Below are 20,809 nucleotides of genomic sequence, written 5' to 3' on the forward strand. Positions count from 1 at the left end.
AACCCCATGATAAATGCACGCAAGCGCCTTCTCGAAACCACCGTCATGTTCGCGATCCCGGTCGTGGCCCTCTGGATGCTGAACGACATCTCCGTGGACGACGCGAAGTTATTCCCCAAGTACATCTGCTACGGAATGCTCATCCTGGCCTCCATCAACGCCCTGCAGCTCTGGCTCTATCTGAACAGGATCAGGCCCATCTCCTGGCCCACCTTCCTGCGCTGGTCCCTGCCCTTCAAGGGCGGGCCGATACCTTTCCCAATGCGGCGGGTGGGCATGGCTCTCGGACTCATGACCATCTACGTCTTCACCATGGAGGCTGTGGGGTTCTATCTGTCCGGGTTCCTGTTCTTCCTTCTGACCCTGCTCGTCCTCGACCCCGCAAAGCCGACCACGGCCGGGGTCCGGCGCAAGGCCTTCAACGCCCTGATCTTCATGGCCGTGGTCTACGTTCTCTTCAGCGTCATGCTCGGAGTGATCATTCCGAGTGGCATAGCACTGTAAGCAACCTGTTATCCGGAGGAATTATGAAAAAGCTGCTGATCCCCTTCTGCCTTCTCGCCCTGCTGCTCTGCGGCATGTCCGGCGCCGCCTTGGCCGCCTACCCCGACAAGCCCATGTCCATGGTCGTGACCTATCCCCCAGGAGGCGCCACCGACTTCCAGGCCCGCATCGTGACGACACTGTCCTCCGATGAAAAATTCTTCGGGCAGCCCATAGTGGTCATCAACAAGCCCGGCGCCGGCGGCAGGGTCGGTTGGAACTGGTTCGCCGAGAAGGCAGCCAACGACGGATACTGGCTGAGCACTTACAACGCCCCGCATTTCATCGCCCAGAGCCTGGTGTACAAGGATTCCAAGTTCAGCGTTGACAGTTTCGAGCCCATCGCAACCTGGGGCGCCGATCCGGCCGTGCTCATCGTGCCCAAGGACAGCCCCTTCAAGACCGTGAAGGATCTGGTCGACTTCGCCAAAGCCAACCCCGGCAAGGTCACGGTCAACGGCGCCGGCCTCTATGTCGGGCACCACATCGCCATGCTGCAGCTGGCCAAGGCCGCCGACATCAAGTTGACCTACGTCCCCGAACAGGGCGGCACCCCGGCCATGCAGAGCGTCATGGGCGCCAAGGTCATGGCCGGCTTCAACAATCTGGCTGACGCCTACCGTAACCGCGAATCCGTGAACATTCTGGCCATCGCCGACCTGCAGCGGCACCCCTTCATCGAAGACGTGCCCACCTTCATGGAGCAGGGCGTTGAAGTGGATAATTCGAGCGTGAACTACCGCGGCATCTTCCTGCCCAAGGGCGCCGACCCGGCTGTCATCGCCAGGTGCGAAAAGGCGTTCCTGGACATGTTCAACGACAAGAAAGTCAAGGAACTGATGGGTCAGAGCGGCAGCCCCATGTTTGTCCTCGACCGTAATCAGACAGCGGAGCTGTTCGCCAAGGTCAAGAAGAACCTCGAAACTCTGCTCAAGGACATCAAGGAATAGAAACCTCCTCCCCGAAATCGCGCCGGCGGGCGCATCTCTGCCACTGCCCGCCGGCGCGCTGCTCGGGTTCGCACATGAACCGCAACCTTCAGCATTCGGGAGGAAAGGCATGAATCTGCACCGCATTGAGCATTTCTCCGGCACCCTCAAGGCGGTGGTGCTGGATTGGGCCGGGACAGCCATGGACTATGGCTGTTTCGGGCCTGTCGCGGCGTTTCGGGAAGTGTTCCGCACACGTTTCATCGAACCCACCGAGGAGGAGGTCCGCGCTCACATGGGCATGGACAAGATGGAGCATCTCAAGGCCATCAGCGCTATGCCACGCATCCGACAACTTTGGACGGCAATCTACGGCAAGGAAATCGGCGAGGCGGATTTCCTCGAGATGCATCAGCATTTCGAAGAAATAAGGATGAAGGGCCTGCACAGATACTCGGCACTGGTCCCCGGACTGCTGACAACCGTGTCCACCCTGAGGGGCATGGGCATGCGCATCGGATCGACCACCGGCTACGACAGCCTCGGGGCCAAACTCATGTGCGAAGAGGCCGCCAGACAAGGATTCTGGCCGGACAGCGTGGTCTGCGCTTCGGACGTGCCTGCCGGGCGTCCGCACCCCTGGATGTGCTTTCGCATCGCCATGGAACTCGGAACCTACCCCATGTCGGCGATGGTCAAAGTCGGGGACACTCCCCTTGATGTGCTGGAAGGTCTCAACGCGGGAATGTGGACCGTGGCCGTGACGACCTCAGGGAACGAGATGGGGCTGACGCACGAGGAAGTACAGGCCCTGGACGCAACAGAGCTTGCCAACCGCGTGCGCTACATACGCAAGCGCATGGAGTCTGTCGGCGCCCACTTCGTCATCGACGACATCAGCGGGCTGGTATCGGTGGTCGAGGAAATCAATCAGCTCATGGCCGAGGGGCTCCGTCCGGATGACTATCTTGCTTCGTCCAAGGCCCTGTGAATCCATGCGCAATCCACGGATCATGAAAAGCTCAGTCATCATCAGCGCAAATGCGGAAAAGAACTCTACTGGATGAGGGCACGAATCGGAAGAAACGTCGGGCCATGCCCGAACAAGATCCTCACTCCCTGACCAAAATTGTGAACTGGGACGTGAGGGGCTTCACGCAATCGCGGAACGCGCAACGCAGAAACAAGGCTTCATCCGGACGTCGGGGCGGTTGCCCCGGCGTCACTTCTTCTGAACCTTCCTGAAAATCGTGCTGCGGTCGACCTGGAAGAGATCGGCGACTTTTTGCACCGAACCGTGCACTTCCAGGGCCTGCTGCAGAAAATCCCGCTCGATGTCGGCCATGATGCTCTTCAGGGAGCGGCCTCCGGTAAGGATATCGTCGGTGTAGCACCGCTCCCGGGCCTGATCTTCGAGGACGTGGGGCGGGAGGTCGCGCGGAGAGATGAGGCTGCCCTTGTGGGTGATGACCAGGCCGTGGACCATGTTCTGCAGTTCACGGACATTGCCCGGCCACTGGTAGCGCGACAGGATGTTCATGGCCACTTCCATCACGGCCATGTTCTTGCCGTACTTGCTGCAATAGTAGCGTAAAAAATGCTCCACCAAGGGGCGAACGTCATCGGAGCGTTCGCGCAATGCGGGGATGGTCACCGTGGCCACGTTCAGCCTGTAGTAGAGGTCCCGGCGAAAGGTTCCCGATTCCACGCATTCGGCCAGGTTCTTGTTGGTGGCCGCGATGATCCGGACATCGACCTTGGTCGTCCTGCTCCCGCCCACGCGCATGATCTCGCCGTCCTGCAGCACGCGCAGCAGGCGGGTCTGCATGGACAGGGGCAACTCCCCTATCTCGTCCAGAAATACCGTGCCGCCGTCGGCCAGCTCGAAATATCCGGCCTTGCCCTTGCTCGACGCGCCGGTGAAGGCTCCGGGCATGTAGCCGAACATCTCGGACTCGGTCAGGGTTTCGGAGATGCCGCCGCAGTCCACCTTGAGAATTATCTTGTCCTTGCGGGCGCTGTGCCCGTGGGTCAGGCGAGCGAAAACGTCCTTGCCCACGCCAGTCTCCCCGAGCAGCAATACGGATGCGTCGGTGGGGGCGAAGGTCCTCAGCATGTTCATGACGCCGTGCATCTCCTCGCTTTCATAGACCGGAGTCAGCGTCTTGCTGCGCTCCTGGGCGATATAGGCCATCTGCTCATGGAACTGCTCGATCAGTTGGCGCTGCTCCTCCATTTGATCGTTGAGACGCGTGATCATGGTGATGTCGCGCACGAAGGTGACCACCAGGCGCAGGGCCCCGGAATCATCGAATACGGGGAATCCGGACAGGACCAGCTTCTTCCCGTTCTGCAACTGCTGCACATGGGTTGCGGGTTTTCCGGTACGGACTATTTCTGGATTCAGGACCTTGTCGAAGACACCGTTTTCGACAAGAGCCCGAACCTGTTTGCCCTGCACCTGATCCTGTTTGAGCCCGGTGAGCTGCTCATACATACGATTGACACGCAGGGTAACGCCGGAAACATCCGAGATGAACACTCCGTCGGGAAGAGCATCCAGTATGTATTCAAAGTGCTTTGAAAGAAAATCCATGGAGCGGTTTGACATGCAAAAAAATCTCTCACGGCTTAAAAAAAAAGGCAACCCTGACGAGCTGCCTTTTTATATAAAGCAATGCAATAAGATTATAACTAATCATTATTCAGCCAGAATAACCAATATAATAAAAAAATATGCGCATATTAATTTTATTTTTTAAATAGTGCATCAATGCTATTTTACAACCTCGACCCTGTCTCCAAGAACGCTTCTGGCGGCATCAATCAATTTTGCCATGACAGATTTATCCAGTGTGACTTCGTCCATAGGCGGAACGCGGTCGAGAAAATGGTATTTCTGTGTCCCAAGACGATGGTATGGAAGCATTTCGTAACGCACATTCTGGAATGGCTCCAAAAATTTCGCAATGGCGATAATTGCATCCTCCGAGTCATTGAACCCGGGAATGACCGGCGTACGGGCCAAAATCCCCTTGTTCGGATCCAGCATGGCGAGCTTTCTGAAGTTATCGAGAATCCGCTCATTGGTGCATCCAGTCTGAGCTTCGTGAATCTCACTGTCCATATGCTTGATGTCGTACAACACGTAGTTCAAATACCCGGAGGCAGCTTCCAGAGTCTTCCAAGGTACCATGCCGCACGTCTCCACCGCCGTCTTGATCCTGCGGCGTCGGGCGTCGCGGAGCAAAGCCAAGGCGAATTCGCCCTGCATGAGCGGTTCCCCGCCGGACAGGGTCAAGCCACCGCTGGACCTGGTGTAAAAGGCAGCGTCCTGTTCCACCACCTTGAGAACATCGTCCACTGTGCGCTCCTGTCCATAGACTATCAGTCCCTGGGACGGACACGCTTCGGCGCAATTTTTCGGACATCCGTCACAGAGCGCGCGGTCTATGCGGAGCGTGTCGTCCGCCTCCCGCAGGATCGCGCCGCGCAGACAGGCCTGCAGACATCGGGTGCATTTGGAAAAGGTGAGGCACCGGCCGGGATTGAACGCCAGCTCCGGTTCACTGTGTTGAGATTCGGGATTGCTGCACCACTTGCAGGACAAGGGGCATCCCTTCAAAAAAACGATGGTTCGAATCCCGGGGCCGTCGTGCACGGAATATTTCTGGATGTTGAACACCAGACCTTTCTTCTTCTTGTCTTCTAACGCGCTCATGAAACTCCTCGATGGTTTACTCGGTGCGGGAGGACCGGCCAACGGTCCAGGCGCGAATTCCCGGATGGAAAAAAACAGGGGGCCGAAGCCCCCCTGTTTTTTAGATATCTCCATGCTCCGTACGGGCGATGAGGTCGTTCTGGAGGTCCGGTGACAGGTCCACGAAGTAGGCGCTGTACCCTGCGATGCGCACGATGAGGTTGCGGTATTTCTGCGGGTCCTTCTTGGCCGCGATGAGGGTGTCGCGGTTGATTACGTTGAACTGCACATGCCAGATCTTCAGGTCGCAGAAGGTGCGGATGAAGGACACCAACTTTTCCGTGCCCTGCTCGCCTTCGATGCACTTGGGCGTGAACTTGATGTTGAGCATGCGGGCTGCGCGGTCGCGCATGCCGTAGTTCTTGGTGTTGTAGTTGGACAGCAGGATGGCCGTGGGCCCGTTGACGTCCGCGCCGTGAGAGGCCGAGGAGCCGTCGGACAGCGGTGTGAACTGCTTGCGTCCGTTGGGGGTCGCGCTGACGACCTTGCCGAAGGGCACGTGCGAGGTGAAAGGCACGTAACGGACATCGTTGTGCATGCCCAGTTCCTTGCTGTACTTGCCGCCGTACTCAACGGATATCCTGTCGATTTCACGACCGATGCTGTCGGCATAGGGATCGTTGTTCCCGTAGCAGGGAGCGCTGTGCAGCAGGGCCTCGACATCCTCATGACCCTCGAAGTTGGCGTCGATGGCGTCGATGATCTGCTGCATGGTCAGCTTCTTGTCTTCGAAAACCAGCTTCTTTATGGCCGCCAGGGAGTCCACGACAGTGCCAAGTCCCATGTATTCAAAATACCCGAGATTGATACCCTCCGGGATCTGTTCCTGATGCAGGTCGATGCAATGCTTCATGCACAGGTCGTGCATGGCTGAACCCATGGGCTGAGCGAAGCAGGTCGCGCGGATCTTGTTGATCTTGTACTGCTGTACGAAGGCGGTGCGCAGGAAAAGCAGGTGCTGCTGCACGTATGCTTCCCATAATTCTTCCCAGGTAGTGAACTTGGTCGGATCACCGGTCTTCAGACCGAGTTCGACGTCGCCGTATTTCTTCATGCGGCCATTGCGCAGCACCAACTCCACGGCGGCCGCGAAGTTGATGTACGCTCCGCCGGAGGTGTAGGTGTCTCGATTGGGCATGCGCGCCTCGGTACAGCCGGAAACGGCGTAATCATAGGCTTCGGCAAAGGTCGCACCCTTGGAGACATACAACGGAACGATCTCCTCGTCGTTGATGAGCTTGGGGAAACCCGAGCCGTCCTTGATGGTCTCGGCCACATCCCACAGATAGCTCTCCGGAGAGCGGCTGTGAATGCGGGCCGCAAGGTCCGGGTAATGCAGAGGAAATTCACGCTTGGACTTCAGGATCAGATGCGTCAGATCGTTGGTGGCGTCGCGTCCATCCGGAGTCTGTCCGCCCACGGTCACAGCTTCCCAGTGCGCGTAGCCTTCGTTGAAAGCGCCGCCCGTGGGAGAGATGTACATGTCGATGAACTCGGCCATGCCGACCCACATACACTCCAGGAGTTCCATGGCCTGTTCTTCGGTCAGTTTGCCTGCCTCGACATCCTGATCGTAATAAGGATAAAAATACTGGTCCATGCGACCGTTGGAGATGGTCGTGCCGGTCTTCTGCTCGATGCGGGAGAACATCTGCGTAAACCACTGGCTCTGGCAGGCTTCCCAAAAATCGCGGGCCGGCTCGCCAGGCACGCGTTCGGCGTTTTCGGCCATGCGGATAAGCTCAGCCTTGCGCACGGGGTTGGTCTCTTTTTCCGCCACTTCACGAGCCAGCACGGCGTGACGCTTGGCCCAGAGCACGATGGCATCACAGACGATGACCACGGCTTCGAGAAAAGGTCTCTTCTCGCAATTGTCCTTGGGGCTCAAAGGATCAAGAAGTGCCAGCTTCTCCTCGGCTTCGCGCTTGATGCCGTTGAAACCACGCTTCAGGATCTTCTCGAAATCATGCACCCACTGGATGGAGGAACGGAAGGAAGCCGTCTCGTTGACGATGAAACGTGACATGAGGCCTTCGGGATCGTCATAGGTCAGCTTGTGGACTTCCTCAGGCAGGGCGGCGTTGAGTTTCTCATGAAAGGTCTTGCCCTTCCAGAAGGGAGCGATCTGCTCGACCACGATCTTCGCGTCTTCGGGGGTGATGGTCGCCGGAGAGGTGGGACGGTTGGGGAGTTCCTTGACCGCGATGTCGAGGAAGTCACCGTCGAGTTCGGGATAGAGTATGCCGTAACGGCCGTCGCAGCCAGCTCTGCCGAGCAGAAGCTGATCTTCCTGAACATAAACTGTCATGTTCTCAGCGATATGCTTCAAGGCTTTTGCCCAGCGCAGAACAAGAGGCTGTCCTTCAGTCTCTTGCATTGACTGAGTGAAATACAAGGCACGCTCGATATCAATACGAGGTTTTTGCCCATCAAACTTTTCCAGGAGCTTAAAGACACGACTATGAGTCTTTCTGAATTTATCTTCCTTTCCTTCAATCTGATTATAAAGGCGTTCTTCCTGAGGGGACATGCATTCACAAGTAAAGCGAGTCATGTTTTTACTCCTGGTCTAAGTTTATTGATTAAATCTTATGAGAACTAAAATCTGTGAAATTTGCCACCAGACTGTTGAAGCATCATGTTCAATTCTTTTTCACAGATATGCTTTGGATTTATTAAACTGTTTCCCTCTGAGCATTCTTTGTGCCAATTCTCATAACCAGCTAGAAAAACGAGATTTCCAAGGATAGAGCGCCTTAACGCCCTTTTGAGAAAAAAATAACGATACAAAGCCGTCGCAAATTTGCAACCAGGCTCAAAAAATCATCCTTTTGTGAAAAAAATGTGTTGCAAAAATGCGACGAGTTACTCAGAATTTCCTACCAGAGCAGTCGCAAAAAAAGACAAGCCCACTTCGAGCGCTTACGTATGACACGATTTTGTGATTAAATTCTCAAACACAGCAAGTCTGACAAGAACACTTATTGATAGTTGCAAATTTGCAACGAACCCTTCCCCAACCTGCCGCATTTATGCACATCCAAAACTCAAATGATTGAATTTTATATACTTTATCATGTCTCATATTTCGTTAACGGCTTTTTTTCTTGGCATGCATCCTGCTCAATGGAGACCAATACCCGTGACCAGAGGGCGACAACCGGAAACATTGCCCGGCAACGCTGGTCGAAACTCAACATTTTGGAGGAATACATGAAGAAGCTTGTTTTAGTCGCATTGAGCCTCATGGCCGCAGTAGGGTTGGCAGGATCCGTAGACCTAGCACACGCCGGCAAACCCCTGACCCTGCGCATTGGCCACCCCATGGCCCCCGGAAACAATGTCACTTTGGGCATCGAGAAGTTCAAGGAGCTGGTGGAGGCCAAGAGCGACAAAACGATAAAGATCCAGATCTTCGGCAGCGCTCAGCTCGGCAGCGACCGCGTGACCACGGAAGCGGCCCAGGCCGGCACCCTGGACATGTCGTCCTGCTCCTCCCCGAACATGGCCAGCTTCAGCAAGGCCTACATGGCCCTCGACCTGCCATACATCACCTCCCCCAAGTATCAGCAGAACCTGTACAAGGCCCTTGATGAAGGCGAACTCGGCCAGGAACTGGAAAAGATTTCCAACGAGATCGGCCTGACCACCGTAATGTACAGCCAGTACGGCTACCGCAACTTTGTCAGCACGAAAAAGCCCCTGAAAACCGTGGCCGACCTTGCCGGCCTCAAGGTCCGCACCACCGACTCCCCGGTCGAGGTTGAAGTGGCCAAGGCGCTGGGCATGAACCCCGCTCCCGTTGCCTGGGGCGAAGTGTACACCGCCCTGCAGCAGGGCACCGTCGATGCCGAAGGCAACACCTTCTCCCTGCTCAACGACGCCAAGCACACAGAAGTGCTGAAGTACGCCATGGACTCCAACCACAACTACAGCATGCACATCCTGCTCATGAACAAGAAGAAGTTCGACAGCATGACTCCCGAACAGCAGAATATCATCCGCGAAGCCGCCCACGAAGCCCTCGTATGGCAGCGCGGCATCACCGATGAGCTTGAAAAGAAAGCCTGGGACGCCTTCAAGGAAAAGGGCATCGAAGTGACCGTCCTCAGCGACGAGGAACGCACCAAGCTGAAGGAACTGACCGCCCCCGTGCGTGATGAATTCGCCAAGCAGTTGCCCGCAAACCTGCTGAAGCTGATCATGGACACACAGAAATAGTTGAACCGTCCGCCTGCCGCCGGGCTGCTCTCAGCCCCGGCGGCAGGCAATTCTCAAATTATTCGAACGGAAAGAAGCATGCCTGTTCACCGCCTCGCCCAAGACTGGCCGTTCGGTGCAGCCCACTGCGGCAAGGCATAGGGAGATGACATGGAACAGAATATCAACTGCGGTACACTCCCACTGAGTGAAGTGAACTCCGCCCCCGCAACCAGAAACATCTGGAACTGGATCGACGAAAATTTTGAAAAAGTCTTTCTCGTAGCCGGCCTGCTTGCGATCATATTTTTCATCACGTTTCAGACGACATACAGGTACATCATCGTCCACTTCGCCAGCTCTGCGGGCGCTGCGGTATGGACTGAGGAGCTGGCCCGTTTTGTTTTCATCTGGATCACCTACCTCGCCCTGTCCGTTGCCATCAGGAAGCGCAGTTCCATCCGCATCGACATCATCTACGACCGGCTCCCGGTGCGACTGCAGAACGCGAGCTGGATCGTCGTCGAGGTCTTTTTCCTGATCCTCACCCTGACCATCTGCTGGTACGGCTGGACCCAGATTGAACGACTGAGGGAATTCCCCCAGCTCACGACGGCTCTGAGAATTCCGTACATCATCCCCTACATGATCCTGCCTCTGGGCTTCGGACTCATGGCTCTCCGTCTGCTGCAGAACCTGACCGCCCAAGCCAGAATTTGCGGCCTCCTGGACACCGGTCTCGCCCTCGTCGCCACCGCTGCCGTCATCGCCCCCGCAGTGCTGGCCGAGTACATCGAGCCGTTACCGGCCCTGTTCGGCTATTTCGCCGTCCTGTGCTGCCTAGGTGTTCCCATCGCCATTTCCCTGGGTCTGTCCACCCTGGCTACGGTCATTTGCTCCGAGACCCTGCCCATCGAATACCTGGCCCAGACCGCCTTCACGTCCATCGACTCCTTCCCCATCATGGCCATCCCGTTTTTCATCGCGGCCGGGGTGTTCATGGGCGCGGGCGGCCTGTCGCAACGACTGCTTGCCCTGGCAGATGAAATGCTCGGAGGACTCTATGGCGGCATGGCCCTGGTCACCGTCGCCACCTGCATGTTCTTCGGCGCAATCAGCGGCTCCGGACCGGCTACCGTGGCCGCCATCGGTGCGCTGACCATCCCTGCCATGATCGAACGCGGTTACGACAAGTTCTTTGCCGGCGCCATCGTCGCGGCGGCGGGAGCCATCGGAGTGCTCATCCCACCGAGCAACCCCTTTGTCGTCTACGGCATCTCCGCCCAGGTCTCCATCGGCGACCTGTTCATAGGCGGCATCGTGCCAGGCGTTCTGACGGGCCTGGTACTCATGGGCTATTCGTACTTCTACGCCAAATCCCGCAACTGGCGCGGCGAAGCGCGCAAAAGGACGCTGGCATCCCTCACGGCCGCAATCTGGGACGCCAAGTGGGCGCTCATGGTTCCGGTCATCGTCCTGGGCGGCATCTACGGCGGCGTCATGACTCCCACGGAAGCCGCCGCCGTAGCCGCCTTCTACGGACTCATCGTCGGCGTGTTCGTTTACCGGGAAATCGACGCCCGCAAGTTCGTGAACTGCTGCATCGAAGCCTGCGAGACATCGGCGACCATCATCGTGCTCATGGCCATGGCCACGCTCTTCGGCAACATCATGACCCTGGAGGACGTGCCCGGCACCATCGCCCGCGCCATCCTCGGCTTCACCGAGAGCAAGATCGTCGTACTGCTGCTCATCAACGTGCTGCTGCTCATCGTCGGCACCTTCATGGAAGCCCTGGCCGCCATCGTCATCCTCACGCCGATCCTGCTGCCCGTGGTCACGGGAGTGGGCGTCTCGCCTCTGCATTTCGGTATCATCATGGTCGTCAACCTGGCCATCGGCTTCATCACCCCGCCTGTGGGCGTAAACCTCTTCGTCGCCAGCGGCATTTCCAAGGCCAAGCTGGAATACCTGTCGCGAGCCGTCTTGCCCATGCTGCTGCTCATGATCCTTGTACTCCTCGTGGTGACCTACATTCCTGAAGTTCCGCTCTTCTTCATCTCGAAATAACATGACCTCAACACGTGCCGCCGGTCTCTCCGGCGGCACATTTCAAAACCGGCTGACGTGTTCGTCAGTGCCGGACAAGGAGACTTTGTCCATGAAAATCATCGATTTCCGTTTCCGTCCCAACACTCCCGAGATAATTAACGGCATCAAGACCAGCGCCATGTTCAAGGCTGCCTGCAAGGCCATCGGGTTTGACGCCCGCCAGCCCCAGCCCCTACCCGAAATCGTGGCCGATCTGGACAGCCGGGGTGTCGAACGCGCGGTCATTACCGGGCGGGACTGCGAAACCACCTACGGCTCTCCCGCCAATAACGGAAGCGTGCTGGAGTTCTGCAAGGCCTATCCGGAAAAGTTCATCGGCTTCTGGGGCATCGACCCGCACAAGAAAATGGCCGCCGTTTATGAAATCGTCAGGGCCGTCGAAGAACACGGCATGAAGGGCATCGCCATCGACCCCTACCTGGCTCACATCCCGGCCTGCGAAGCCCGCTACTACCCGCTCTACACCAAATGCGCCGAACTGAACCTGCCGGTTTTCGTGACCATGGCCCCTCCGCCGCAGGTCCCCGGCGCGATCATGGACTACGCCGATCCCCGCCACATCGACCAGGTCGCCCGTGATTTTCCCGAACTGACCATCATCATGAGCCATGGCGGTTATCCCTACGTCAACGAGAGCGTCTACGCCTGTCTGCGCAACGCCAATGTGTACATGGATTTCTCCGAATACGAGCGTGCGCCCATGGCCGATGTCTTCGTGCAGGCCATGAGCACCATCATCCAGGACAAGGTCGTCTTCGCCAGCGCCCACCCCTTCATCGAACTGGCCGACGCCCTTGACGCCTACGCCTCCTTCCCCCTAACGGACGAGGTCCGGCGCAAGGTCATGTACGACAACGCTCGCCGCATCCTGGGCCTCTAGTCGACCTGAACACGCCGCGTCGCGCAGAGCGATCAGTTCTCCGCGACGCGGCAATGACGGAATCCACCGCCTTCACCCACAACCACCTGTAATAAAAGATGGACTCTACCCTCTATCTCATAACCATGTGCGGTTGGCTCCTGGGCGGATTCGTCAATGGCATCGTCGGCTTCGGCGCGGCCCTGGTGGCCATGCCCATCGTGGCATCGGGGCTGGACATGCCGCTGGCCGTCTCCACCTGCGGTCTGGTGGTCCTTTCGCTGAACCTGCAGATGGCCTGGAATTATCGCAGCGAGCTTGACTCCAGCGGCATCAAGGCCGTGATTCTGGGCGGGATTCCCGGTGCGTTCTGCGGCCTGCTGATCCTGAAAAATATCCCCGAGTCCGGGCTGAAGATTGGGCTTGGAGCCCTGCTCGTCGTCTATTCCCTCTGGGGCCTGAGCGGCACACAGGTGAACAAGCGGAAGCTGGCCACCTCCTGGGGCATGCTGGCCGGATTCCTGTCCACGGGTCTGGGCACGGCCTTCGGATTCAATGGCCCGCCCCTGGCCGTGTACCTGTCCCTGCGCGGCGGCACCCAGCAGCAGATCAAGGCGGCCCTGGGCGCATTCTTCATCGTCAGCGGACTCTTCATCGTCGCGGCCCACGCCCTGAGCGGACTGTACAGCGCGCAAACATTCTGGCTCGTCGCCGCAGCCCTGCCTGCGGTCTGGCTTGGTGCGTGGGGCGGAATACGGGTGTCCGGAAGGCTGAAAGATCTGTCCTTTCAACGAGTGCTCTTCATCATGATTCTGATCATGGGTCTCAACATGGCCTGGAAAGCGCTGCCAATCGCATGACCGGAGCCTTGCGCTCCCCAGACCATGCTGGCCAGCCGAATCGAACTTGGGTAAGAACCTTACATGAGCGACGCCCCCCCTTGCCCCGCCCGCACCGAGGCCGACCTGCCCATCGATGCTGACGGGCGCATCTACCACCTCCAGATCACCCCTGACCAACTCGCGCCGGACATCCTGCTGGTCGGCGACCCGGGCCGGGCCGAATTCATCGCCCGGACCTTTCTGCATGACCTGGAGGTCGAGCGGGAACACCGGGGGCTGGTCACGGCCACGGGCACGTCCTGCGCGACCGGGGGCCGGGCCACGATCATCTCGCCCGTACGGACCACCGTGGCGACTTCGGGCATGGGCACCCCTTCCCTTGAAATCGTGCTCAACGAGCTGGTGGCGCTCTGCGAGATCGACTTTTCCACGCGCGCGGCCAAACCACTTTTTCCCAGGCTGAACGTCATCCGGGTCGGAACTTCCGGAGGCCTGCAGGCATCGACCCGGCTCGGCACTTCCATCATCACCACCTACGCGTTAGGCATGGACAACACCGGCCTGTTCTACGAAACGCCCTGCCCGGACCAGACCTGTGCGCGCCTGGAACAGGAACTCGCGCAAGTGATGGAAAAGGCGGCCAGGCCGAACTCGCGGTTCCGGGGAAAAATCCAGCCCTATGTTTCCCGCGCCCAGCCAGCTGTGGTCCGGGCGCTGACGCAGGCCGCACAGGAGCTTGGAGTTGCCGCCAGAACCGGCCTCACGGTCTCCAGCAGCGGTTTTTTCGCGCCCCAGGGCCGCGACATCTCCAGGCTGCGGCCAAGCACGCCGGATCTGGACAGAATTTTCAGCGAATTCGACCCCGGCCTGGACGGATTGCGGGTCGAGAACATGGAGATGGAAGCGAGCTTTCTGCTGCACTTTCTCGGCGGACTGGGACACTGGGGAGGGGTAATCTGCCCGGTCATCGCCAACAGGCGCGACAACACCTTCGATCACGACTATCTGGCCGCCATCGAAGGTGCGACAAAAACGGCGCTATTGGCCCTGACCGTACTTTCAACGCTCCGGGATTCAGCATTGCGGAATGAATAATGATGGAGTGGATTCCCGCCTACGCGGGGATGACGTCTTTTTGCAATGACATGGACTACGGCAGGGGCGAACAGGCCGTGACTGACCTCACACCCGCGTCGACGCAGATTCTGAGGATGTCCTGCAAGGCGGCATCCTCTCTTTTGGGGGAGGGAAAAAGGGCCAGGATGTCCTGCTCCTGCAGAGCCTGAGCTTCCTCCACGGTTTTTTGCAACACCGCGTCGCAATAGGCCGAGGCGCAGACAAGGCCGTCGCCGGGGATGTTGGTCAGAAACCCCACATCAATGATCCTGCCATCGCGCACGGCCACGAAAATCTCCACGAACCGGCCACACTCCTCCCAGCGGCCCGCCTGACAGGGCCAGCCGGGCATGCCGAGATGCGGTGGATCAAAGGCGCGCATCTCCAGATCTTCTAGGCTCAAACTCATCGTCGGTGCTCGGAATGTTTGCGATTCACGAAATCAAAATTGTCCGGCAGCGATCTGCCCGGACTGCGTTTACGCCTGCCCAGCAGGAAGAGCGACAACACCAGGCCCAGAAGGCCTGCCAGCAAAAACAATGAACCTATCTCTTCCATGATTATCCTTGGTTTGTAACCTTTCTGACGGGCCATGCGCAACCTTGTCGGATTTCTCCGACATGGTCACATCCCCGCCAGGCCATGTTCGAGCATGAAGCGAATGAGGCCGGAGGTGGTATCGATGCCCAGCTTGCGCATGGCCCGGGTGCGATAGGTGCTGGCGGTCTTGACGCTGACACCCATGGCCTGGGCGATGGCGGTCATGGTTTCCCCCTGCGTCAGCCTGCGCGCCACGTCCCGTTCCTGACGGGACAGGGCGTCCATGGCCGAGGAGGGCCTGCGCGAGTCCAGCAGCGACGGGTTGACGTAAATTCCGCCGTCCAGAATGGAGATCATGGCCTCTTCAAGCTCTTCGGGAGCCGAATTCTTGCTCAGGTAGCCGCGTGCACCCATGCTAAGGCAGCGCTGGGCGTATTCGATCTCGTGGTGCATGCTGAGCACGATAATGGGCAGGCCCGGAGAGTGTTCCTGCGCGTACTGCAGAAAATCAATCCCGCTTCCGTCGGGCAGGGAAATGTCCAGGATGACCAGATCGAACCGTGCATCCTCCAGCACCAGCCGCGCCTCGTGCAAGGTTCCCGACTCGGAGAATTCGCACTCCGGGAAACGGTCGATGATGATGTTCATGGTGCCTCGCCGCACCACCGCGTGATCGTCCACAATCAAGATGCGCATGAGCCACTCTCCCCGGTCAGGGGCACCCTGACCACCACTTCGGTTCCGCCCCTGGACAGGCGGGCCACTTTGAGCGTTCCACCTGCCAGGCGGACCCGTTCGCGCATTCCAAGGAGTCCCAGCGAACCGGATGCGTCGGCCTGGCTTGGCGTAATGCCCCGGCCATTGTCGGCCACACGCATGAGAAGCTCCCCTTCCGCGACCTGCACGGACACATGCAGGCGGTTGCCCCCCGAATGGCGGGCCGCATTGGTCAGACATTCCTGCAGCACCCGGTACATGGACGTGGCCAGGGCGGCGGGCAGGTCCGGGATGCATTCGATGCGCTGATCCACGCGCAGCCCCGAGGCCTGTGCAAAAGTCCGGACCTGCCAGGCCACGGCCTCGGCAAAGCCCAGTTCGTCGAGCATGGGCGGACGCAGCTCCCGCGAAATGCGACGCACTGTTTCCAGGGTGCCTGCGACCAGGGCGCGCAGCTCCGCCACCTGCGCCAGCCGCCCGTCGCCGTTTTCCTGAAACGACCGTTCCAGGCGGTGCAGGCCCATGTTCATGGCGGTCATGTCCTGACCCAGTACGTCATGGATCTCACGTGAAATATGAGCCCGTTCCTTCTCGATGCGGTCCTGCAGGTATCCGGACAGGGCCCGGTAACGCTCGCGGGACAGCTCCAGCTCCGCCGTGCGCTCCCGCACCCGCTCTTCAAGGTTCTGCCGGGCCTGATCCAGAGACATGCGGGCCTGCACCCGCTCCGTCACGTCGCGCAGGGACAGGCGCCAGCCCTGAAACCTGCCGCGCGGATCAAAAACACGGGTGGTCTCCTGGGACAGCCAGATCCGCGAGCCGTCCAGACGGCGAATGCGAAAATCCATGGCGGCGATGTCCCCCTGGTGTCCGCAGTCCATGGTCCGCCGCCATTGCGGCAAATCCTCGGGGACGATGATCCGCGCAAAGAAATCCCTGTCGCGCCGTGCATCCTCCGCCGCATACCCAGTCATGCGCAGGCAGGAGGGGGAAACGTAGCGCAGCGAACCGCTGCCCTCCATCCAGATTTCCAGATCGTAGGTAAAGTCGGCCACCGTGCGGTACATGCGGAGCAAGGCCCGCTGCCGGAAGCGCAGACGAGGTATGGCGAAACGCGGCTTCATGCCCACCGTATGAAACAGACGCGGCCCCGAGGCAACCCTGTCCGCCCCTGCCTGATAACGGGCCGGATGCGTACAGGCGGAACCACTGCTGCGGAAAATCACAGCTCGTACTCTCCAGCGCGTTCGGGCTGATAGACTATCTCCTCGATGCGCACCTGCAGCATTCCGCCGCCGGGTCTGGGCCACTGGATTTCATCGCCGATGGAAAGCCCGAGCAGGGCGCTGCCCACCGGGGCCAGAATCGAAATCGTGGATCCCTTGTCGTCGACCCTGCCCGGATAGACCAGGGTGAGACAAAACTCCTCACCTGCGGGCATGAGCTTGAATTTGACCGTGGAATTCATGGTCACCACGGTGGCCGGAACGTTCTTGGGCTCCACAATGGTGGCGCGGTCCAGCTCGTCCTCCAGTTCTGCTTTGCCCGGAAAGGCGCCCTTGGGCAGGGAATCGAGAAGTATCTCAAGACGCTCGGCGTCAAGAAAGGTTATGGTGATATTTGGCTTTTTGTTCATGCTTGTCCTCGTACACCTTGATTTTCCCACCTGCCGCCGCATCGGGAATCAAAACATTTCCATGCGGCGGCAGGAAGGCGAAAGCAGTCAATCTCCCGGAAAGATAAAAATCGTCAAGCATGACAGAAAATTCTTACAAAATATTTCTTTTTTACGGGCAACATGAAGTTGAAATAAAACGCACATCGCTCTTCATGCTGGAATTGCTTTTTGCGATAACTCTTTGATCTTGAAATTTCTGCTATGCACTGAAAAGCGGATTTAATACGGCAAAAGACCTGAAAAATTGTCCAGCCATATTAATTTCTCACAGCAGGATCGCAGGGCTTGGATGAATAGAAACATGCGTATAGCAGCTTGGCCTCTTTTTGAGTCCAAAGTTGTCCGGAGGGAGGCTTTCGCGAGGAAGCCTCCCCTTGCTTGTTCACAGCGGCACGCCCCGCTGCCGGGGAGGATAAATCAAATCCGTCAGGCTGCGGTCTGGGCACGGATCGTCATCCCTGCCGTGATGAAGCGGAGTTCCGTTTTTTTTGGGGGGCAGCCTGTCAGGCTTTCTGCTGCGTCGTGAGTTGCTGCAGTTGCTGCTGCAATTCCTGGATCTGCTGCAGATAGGGCGCAGCCGCGCTTTGCTTCTGTTCGGGGGGCAGGTCGCTGTCCATGATATGCTTGACCTTGTCCATCAGGGCCTTGATGCGCTTTTCAATATCCGCGACCTGGCTGCCAGCCCCGGACGCGGCCGCTGCTCCGGTGCTTTCATCGGCTGAGACGCCTTTGACCCCGGTGCCGGACATCCCTTCCGTGTCTTTTTCCATGGAGGCCGCGGCGGCGGCCGTCTCGGACAACCCGTCCCGATCCATGGCGCTGACCTGCTTGCTTCGGAAATACTCGAGCAGGCGCTTGGCCTCCGATGACAGGCTGACCGTGTCCCCCTGGCCTGCAGAGGTGCTTCTGACTGCGCGCTCCCGAGCCTGATAGCCTGAGCGCATGACCATGATCGATTCCGTCCCGCCAATCTCCATGTCCCCTCCTTGTCGGTAGGAAGATGCTGCCGCATTGCGGACCAAATTGTCATATCGAGCAAGAATCGTGCATGCGGCAAATCTCCTGCATCAGCAGGGCGCGACAATTCCCGGGCAACCGTCCAAAATCCCAGGTTGCGTTAAATTTGCAACCGGATATGGATTTTTTCAGGCTCATGTGTTTTAAATGCTTGTTGTCGAGCGATCCCGTCGGCATTCCGCGCATCCTCATGGCCGATTTCAGCACGACAAAAAAACTTCCGCTCGTGAGAGCTCAATTATCATCTTGCTGCATCAAGGAGAACCGCATGTTGGATCGCTTCAAACTGCGCTACAAAATTCTTATTCCCGTGGGTTTGGTCTCCGTCATTATTTTTGGTCTGATCATGTTTCTTGTGCAAATCCAGATCAAGGAAAAGGCCGTCCAGGACATCAGCAATCTTTCCCTGGAGATCAGCCAGCGCTATGCGAACATGGTCAAGGGCGAACTGGATGCCGCCATCGGCGCCGCCAAGGCCATGGCAGCGGCGGTTGCCAACGAGCGCAGCCAATACACACCCGAGCGGTCCGTGGTGACGGGACTGCTGCGCAAAACCCTGGAAGCCTTTCCCGGGATTTTCGGGGCCTGGACAGCCTGGGACCCGAACGCATTTGACGGCCGTGATCATGCACACGTGAGCGCCGACGCCCTCCATGAAGAATCGGGGCGATTTCTCCCTTATTACATTCGCGGCCAGAAAGGGATCGAAGAGACCCACACCACAGCGTCGGCATCCTCAAGCCGCGACGATGCCGACAAATGGTACTGGTATCCCTTGCAGACCAAAAAAATGCTGGTGACCGAACCTACGGAATATGAAGTCGCGGGCATGAACCGCATGATGATAAGCGTGTGCGTGCCCTTGACCGAAGAGGGATCGGGCGTGGTGGGCCTGGATCTCAGCCTGGAAAACCTGCAGGACGTCGCCTCCCGCATCAAGGTGTTCGATAACGGATACGGACTTCTGCTGTCTGATTCGGGAATGATCGTGGCCCATCCCGACAAGGCGAGGATCGGCCAAAATTTCTCCGAATTCCTGGCCGATACCAACAAGGAAACCGTCGCCAAGGCACTCAAGGAAGGCTCCCAGGCCTTTTTTTCCCAGAAGTCCGAATCCTCCGGTCTGGACATGCTCTACTGCATGACACCGGTGGCCCTGGAAGGTGCGGAGGGAGCCTGGAGTTTCGTGATCGGCATCCCTGAAGACAAGATGTTCGAAAACGCCCGCAACGTACAGCTTCTGCTCTTGGGCCTGAGCCTGGGCGGCCTGACCCTGCTGATTGGCGCTGTTTTCGTCATCACCCGCCAGATAGTCCAGCCGATTCGCCGCATGGTGAACATGCTCAAGGATATTTCGGAAGGCGAAGGTGATCTGACCAAACGCCTGGAAGCCGGCAGCAAGGATGAAATCGGCGAAATGGCCCGATATTTCAACGCATTCGTCAGCAAGCTTCAAGGCATTATCGGTTCAATCAGCGAAAATGCCGGAACCCTGACCGCATCCGCTGCAGGATTGTCGAACATAAGCGAAAAATCCTCCCGGGGCGTTCAGGACCTGGCTTCCCGCACCACCACCGTGGCCGCTGCTGCCGAGGAATTGAGCGCAAACACCATCTCCGTGTCATCCAACATGGAAGAGACATCGACAAACCTGAGTTCCGTGGCATCGGCTACCGAAGAGATGAGCACGACCATCAACGAAATAGCCAGCAACACGGAACGCGCCCGATCGACGACGGACACGGCATCAAAGAAGATCGATACCTTCTCCGGAATACTCCAGGATCTGGGCTTCTCCGCCAACGAAATCGGCAAGGTCACAGAAGCGATCAACGACATCTCGGCCCAAACCAACCTTCTGGCCCTGAACGCCACCATAGAGGCGGCCAGAGCCGGTGAGGCGGGCCGGGGTTTTGCCGTAGTCGCCAACGAAATCAAGGAGCTGGCGCAGAAAACTGCCGCCGCTACCGACGACATCAGATCCAAGATCAGCGGCATCCAGGCAGCAACGGGGACCGCTGTCAACGATATCCAAAGCATCGTGCAGGTCATTCAGGAAGTGAACGATATCGTGACCACCATCGCCGCCGCCATCGAAGAGCAGGCCATGGCCACCAGGGACGTGGCCACCAACATCGCCCAGGCCACGACAGGCGTGCAGGACGCCAATTCACTCATCGCCCAGATGTCCACCGCTTCGTCAGACATTGCGCAGGACATCACCAATGTGGACAATGTCACCAGCGAACTTCGCCAGGGCGGAGAGCTCGTCCAGGAAAGGGCCCTGGAGCTGGCCCAGCTGTCGGAGCAGCTCAAGATGCTGGTGGGGCAATTCAAGGTGCGTTGAACCGCTGATCAAGGCGGGGTCTGAATTCGCCGGCCCCGCCCTTGTGGGACGCGGACCAAGAGCCCGCTCCAGGACCAGGCCAATGTCAGAGGCCTTGCGACGACCATTGCTGGTTCATCGCAAGGCCTTTTTTCATGACCGGCAAAAGC

Annotated in this window: 17 protein-coding genes; 9 read left to right on the forward strand and 8 right to left on the reverse strand. The window is 58.3% G+C overall.

Going from position 1 to position 20,809, the window contains the following annotated elements:
- The first annotated feature begins 6 nt into the window (after positions 1 to 6).
- From CVU60_01570 to CVU60_01580, 3 genes are all read left to right on the forward strand, one after another.
- On the forward strand, positions 7 to 504 hold the full coding sequence (locus CVU60_01570; GenBank protein ID PKN43073.1) for a hypothetical protein: 498 nt from the start codon (positions 7 to 9) through the stop codon (positions 502 to 504).
- A 23-nt stretch (positions 505 to 527) separates the two neighbouring features.
- Positions 528 to 1,493, forward strand: coding sequence for a C4-dicarboxylate ABC transporter substrate-binding protein (locus tag CVU60_01575; GenBank protein ID PKN43074.1), 966 nt, complete (start codon positions 528 to 530; stop codon positions 1,491 to 1,493).
- Between the two features lie 109 nt (positions 1,494 to 1,602).
- Positions 1,603 to 2,463 carry a phosphonoacetaldehyde hydrolase gene (locus CVU60_01580; GenBank protein PKN43075.1) on the forward strand — a complete coding sequence of 287 codons (861 nt, stop codon included), beginning with the start codon at positions 1,603 to 1,605 and terminating at the stop codon, positions 2,461 to 2,463.
- Positions 2,464 to 2,694: 231 nt separating this feature from the next.
- Here the strand turns inward: CVU60_01580 and CVU60_01585 are convergent, their stop codons facing one another.
- The 3 genes from CVU60_01585 to CVU60_01595 all read right to left on the reverse strand — a co-directional run bounded on the left by CVU60_01585 (position 2,695) and on the right by CVU60_01595 (position 7,786).
- Complete coding sequence (locus tag CVU60_01585) at positions 2,695 to 4,083, reverse strand: hypothetical protein (GenBank protein PKN43076.1); 1,389 nt, start codon at positions 4,081 to 4,083, stop codon at positions 2,695 to 2,697.
- A 165-nt stretch (positions 4,084 to 4,248) separates the two neighbouring features.
- Entirely contained in the window at positions 4,249 to 5,193 is a 945-nt protein-coding gene (locus tag CVU60_01590) for a glycyl-radical enzyme activating protein (GenBank protein ID PKN43077.1), read from the reverse strand.
- 100 nt (positions 5,194 to 5,293) lie between these two features.
- A complete protein-coding gene (locus tag CVU60_01595) occupies positions 5,294 to 7,786 on the reverse strand; it encodes a glycyl radical enzyme (protein PKN43078.1) in 2,493 nt (830 codons plus the stop codon).
- A gap of 659 nt (positions 7,787 to 8,445) precedes the next feature.
- On the opposite strand from CVU60_01595, the gene CVU60_01600 reads away from it, so the two are divergent.
- The 5 genes from CVU60_01600 (at position 8,446) to CVU60_01620 (ending at position 14,340) form a co-directional block, all read left to right on the forward strand.
- A complete protein-coding gene (locus CVU60_01600) occupies positions 8,446 to 9,453 on the forward strand; it encodes a C4-dicarboxylate ABC transporter (protein ID PKN43410.1) in 1,008 nt (335 codons plus the stop codon).
- Between the two features lie 150 nt (positions 9,454 to 9,603).
- Positions 9,604 to 11,502 carry a C4-dicarboxylate ABC transporter substrate-binding protein gene (locus CVU60_01605; GenBank protein ID PKN43079.1) on the forward strand — a complete coding sequence of 633 codons (1,899 nt, stop codon included), beginning with the start codon at positions 9,604 to 9,606 and terminating at the stop codon, positions 11,500 to 11,502.
- A gap of 91 nt (positions 11,503 to 11,593) precedes the next feature.
- Positions 11,594 to 12,424 (forward strand): amidohydrolase, encoded by an 831-nt coding sequence (locus CVU60_01610; protein ID PKN43080.1) that lies wholly within the window; start codon positions 11,594 to 11,596, stop codon positions 12,422 to 12,424.
- Between the two features lie 98 nt (positions 12,425 to 12,522).
- Complete coding sequence (locus CVU60_01615; GenBank protein PKN43081.1) at positions 12,523 to 13,263, forward strand: sulfite exporter TauE/SafE family protein; 741 nt, start codon at positions 12,523 to 12,525, stop codon at positions 13,261 to 13,263.
- A gap of 63 nt (positions 13,264 to 13,326) precedes the next feature.
- Positions 13,327 to 14,340, forward strand: a complete 1,014-nt coding sequence (locus CVU60_01620) for a uridine phosphorylase (protein PKN43082.1) — start codon at positions 13,327 to 13,329, stop codon at positions 14,338 to 14,340.
- A 55-nt stretch (positions 14,341 to 14,395) separates the two neighbouring features.
- On the opposite strand, the gene CVU60_01625 is transcribed toward CVU60_01620, so the two are convergent.
- From CVU60_01625 to CVU60_01645, 5 genes are all read right to left on the reverse strand, one after another.
- A complete protein-coding gene (locus CVU60_01625; GenBank protein PKN43083.1) occupies positions 14,396 to 14,743 on the reverse strand; it encodes a hypothetical protein in 348 nt (115 codons plus the stop codon).
- Between the two features lie 242 nt (positions 14,744 to 14,985).
- Positions 14,986 to 15,597 carry a DNA-binding response regulator gene (locus CVU60_01630; protein ID PKN43084.1) on the reverse strand — a complete coding sequence of 204 codons (612 nt, stop codon included), beginning with the start codon at positions 15,595 to 15,597 and terminating at the stop codon, positions 14,986 to 14,988.
- Complete coding sequence (locus tag CVU60_01635; GenBank protein ID PKN43085.1) at positions 15,585 to 16,844, reverse strand: hypothetical protein; 1,260 nt, start codon at positions 16,842 to 16,844, stop codon at positions 15,585 to 15,587. Before CVU60_01635 ends, CVU60_01630 begins: the two co-directional genes overlap by 13 nt.
- Complete coding sequence (locus CVU60_01640; GenBank protein ID PKN43086.1) at positions 16,841 to 17,254, reverse strand: nucleoside diphosphate kinase regulator; 414 nt, start codon at positions 17,252 to 17,254, stop codon at positions 16,841 to 16,843. Before CVU60_01640 ends, CVU60_01635 begins: the two co-directional genes overlap by 4 nt.
- A 545-nt stretch (positions 17,255 to 17,799) precedes the next feature.
- Positions 17,800 to 18,273, reverse strand: a complete 474-nt coding sequence (locus CVU60_01645) for a hypothetical protein (GenBank protein PKN43087.1) — start codon at positions 18,271 to 18,273, stop codon at positions 17,800 to 17,802.
- A gap of 23 nt (positions 18,274 to 18,296) precedes the next feature.
- Here CVU60_01645 and CVU60_01650 point away from each other — a divergent pair, with 23 nt between their 5' ends.
- On the forward strand, positions 18,297 to 20,660 hold the full coding sequence (locus CVU60_01650) for a methyl-accepting chemotaxis protein (GenBank protein ID PKN43088.1): 2,364 nt from the start codon (positions 18,297 to 18,299) through the stop codon (positions 20,658 to 20,660).
- Positions 20,661 to 20,809: the final 149 nt, after the last annotated feature.

The sequence above is a fragment of the Deltaproteobacteria bacterium HGW-Deltaproteobacteria-18 genome (assembly GCA_002841885.1).
Taxonomy (GTDB): Bacteria; Desulfobacterota; Desulfovibrionia; order Desulfovibrionales; family Desulfomicrobiaceae; genus Desulfomicrobium.